This window comes from Streptomyces durocortorensis (assembly GCF_016901035.1).
Classification (GTDB): domain Bacteria; phylum Actinomycetota; class Actinomycetes; order Streptomycetales; family Streptomycetaceae; genus Streptomyces; species Streptomyces durocortorensis.
Map to the genome: position 1 here is coordinate 1 of NZ_JAFEUF010000439.1, position 2,681 is coordinate 2,681.

3 protein-coding genes and 1 pseudogene are annotated in these 2,681 nt (G+C 73.5%); 3 read left to right on the top strand and 1 reads right to left on the bottom strand.

Annotated features, from left to right (window positions below):
- On the bottom strand, nucleotides 1-326 hold a 326-nt coding region (locus tag JS521_RS35135; protein WP_239488268.1), incomplete at its 3' end, for a nuclear transport factor 2 family protein.
- Nucleotides 327-443: 117 nt separating this feature from the next.
- Between JS521_RS35135 and JS521_RS35140 the strand changes: the two genes are divergently transcribed.
- The 3 genes and pseudogenes from JS521_RS35140 to JS521_RS35150 all read left to right on the top strand — a co-directional run.
- Complete coding sequence (locus JS521_RS35140) at nucleotides 444-1,013, top strand: PadR family transcriptional regulator (protein ID WP_205086914.1); 570 nt, start codon at nucleotides 444-446, stop codon at nucleotides 1,011-1,013.
- A gap of 88 nt (nucleotides 1,014-1,101) precedes the next feature.
- Nucleotides 1,102-1,728: a helix-turn-helix domain-containing protein gene (locus JS521_RS35145; protein WP_205086915.1), complete on the top strand. Its 627-nt coding sequence runs from the start codon at nucleotides 1,102-1,104 to the stop codon at nucleotides 1,726-1,728.
- A pseudogene (locus tag JS521_RS35150) lies at nucleotides 1,725-2,681 on the top strand (hypothetical protein); the annotation flags it as partial. The gene JS521_RS35145 and the pseudogene JS521_RS35150, both read left to right, overlap by 4 nt.

Sequence of the window (2,681 nt, forward strand, 5' to 3'; positions counted from 1 at the left end):
CCGGCTGTGCGGTCACGGTGGGGCTGCTGCTCGCCGCGCGCCGTTTCCTTCCCGCGTCGGCCGGAGGCCCGTTCCCCCCCCCCCCGCGGGGGGGGGGGCCCCCGGGGGGCGCTCGTCTGCGAGGCGCCCGCGAACTCGCCGACGTAACGGAAGTCCTCGAAGGTGCGCAGCAGCACGCCGAAAAGACCCAGCACCGCCGGCCGACCCTCGAACGGCGTGAACTTCACCGGGCTGTAGAGCCGGATGTCCTCGGTGAACAGATCGTCCAGGGCGCCGAGGTCGCGGTGGTCGACGGCGGCGCGGAAGCGGTCCACTGCGGTGGTCATGTGTCCTCCTCATAGTCATGAAAGTGACTAGTCAGTTTCATGACTATCATGAGGGCCGGTGATCCGGACAGGGGTGGACGGGATCCGCTCCGGCCCGGCTGAGAGGGAGGCGGTCCGATGGCGTTGCGCCATGCGGTGCTGGCGGCGCTGCTCGACGAGGAGTTGAGCGGCTACCAGGTGACGAAGGCGTTCGCGGCGGGCGTCGCGAACTTCTGGCACGCCCTGCCGCAGCAGGTCTACGCGGAGCTGGCCAGGCTGGAGAAGGAGGGCCTGGTCGCCGGGCGCGAGGTCGTCCAGGAGGGGCGTCCCAACAAGCGGCTGTTCCGCGTGACCGGGGAGGGGCTGGCCGAGCTGGAGGACTTCGCGTCCACCGCCGCCAAGCCCGCCTTCCTCCGGGAGGACCTGCTGGTCCAGGTCCAGGCGGCCGACCATCTCGACGCCGGCGTACTGATCGAACGGCTCACCGAGCGGTACGCGTTCGCCGAGGCCAAGGCCGCGCTGTTCGAGGAGCAGCTGCGCAGGATGCGCGGCGACCTGGACGAGGCGGAGTTCCTGCTCCGCGGTGCGCGCGTCGGCCCGTATCTCACCTGCCGCAGGGGGCGGGACTTCGAACGCGCCAACCGCGACTGGTGCCGGGATGTGATGGAGCTGCTGCGGGCGCGGCGGGGGGTCCGGGGCGAGTCCTGACGGGCGTCGGCCGACACCTCGCACCTTTCCCAAAAATATTCTGCAAAAATACTTTGGGAAAGTGCTCCCGCCGTTCTACGCTGCGGTCATGGACAGCGAAGACGGTCGTCGCATACTCGATCCGGCGCAGGACGGGGCGGCCCTCAAGGCCCTCACGCACCCCCTGCGCCTCACCCTGCTCGGGCTGCTGCGGCAGCACGGCCCGGCCACCGCCAGTGAGCTCGCGGTCAGGACGGGGGAGTCCTCGGCGTCCACCAGCTACCACCTGCGGGTGCTCGCCAAGTACGCCTTCGTCGCCGAGGCCGACCACCGCGACAGCCGGGAACGCCGCTGGAAGGCCGTGCACGACATGACCTCGTGGAGCAACGAGGCGATGCACCGCACCCCCGGCGGCAGCGTGATCCTCAGCGTTCTGCACCGCCGTCAGATCGAGCACCTCCAGCAGTCGCTGGACCGCCATGAGGCGGACCTGGACAGCGGCCGGCTGGGTGAGGAGTGGCAGGAACCGTCGGGCGTCAGTGACTCCATGCCCCGGCTGACCCCGGAGTCCCTCGCCGAGCTGTGGGAGGTGTTCGGGGCGAAGACGGCCGAGCTGACCGCGCGTGACGCCGAGGACCCCCGCGCCGAGCAGGTCGTGCTGTTCACCGCCGGACTCCCGCTGGCCCCGGACCCGGTGGCCGGTACGGACGCCTCGGCTGCCGGAGACGCCTCATGACCGGCGCGCCGGCTGTCGCCGCCCCGGGGGCCGGCCTCGACGAGGCGACCGCGCGTCGCCGTTACGTCACGGTCTCCTTCCTCTTCTGGCTTCCCATCAGCATGTCCATCGCGACGGGCGTGCTCCTCTTCACCGAACGTGGCATGGGTCTCGCCGCCATCGCCGGCTTCTACGCCGTGCACTCCCTCACCGCCGCCGCGATGGAGCTGCCCACCGGCGGCCTCTCCGACGTCATCGGGCGGCGCCCCGTCCTGGCCATCGCCGGGCTGCTCAACCTCACCGCCTTCACCCTCATCGGCCTCGGCGCGGCGGGCTGGGCCATCGCGCTCGGCATGGGCCTGATGGGTCTCGCCCGCGCCCTGTCCAGCGGACCCGCCGAGGCCTGGTACGTCGACACTGTCCACGCCCACGCCGGACCCGGCGCCGATCTGCGTACGGGCCTCGCGCGCGGCAGCTCCGCCACCTCGGCCGCCCTCGCGCTGGGCACGCTGCTCGGCGGCGGGCTGCCCTGGCTGCTCGGCCTCGCCCCCGGCGCGGGGCAGTGGCTGGCCGACGCGACCGGCGGGCTCGTGATCCTGCTCTCCGTGCCCGCCCTGCTCGGCGCGCTGATCGAGGTCGTCTTCGTGCTCTACGTGCTGAGCGCCCTGACCGAACCACCCCGGCCCCGGACCGGTGTACGAGGCGTCATGGGCGGCGTGCCCGCCGCCATCGCCGCCGGGCTCCGGCTCGGCGCCCGGGACGCCCTGATCCGGCGCATCCTGCTGACCCCGCCCCCCCCCCCGCCCGCCCGAGCCGGGCGGGGCAACGAAACCCCCCGCGCGGCCCCCCCCCCCCCGCGGGGCCGCCCCCCCCCGGCGGACCAAGGCCGGGAAGCGGGGCCCGCAACCGCCGTACGGGGCGCGCACCCCCCCCCCCCCCCCCGACACGGGGCGCGGCCGGCGCCGCAGCGCGCC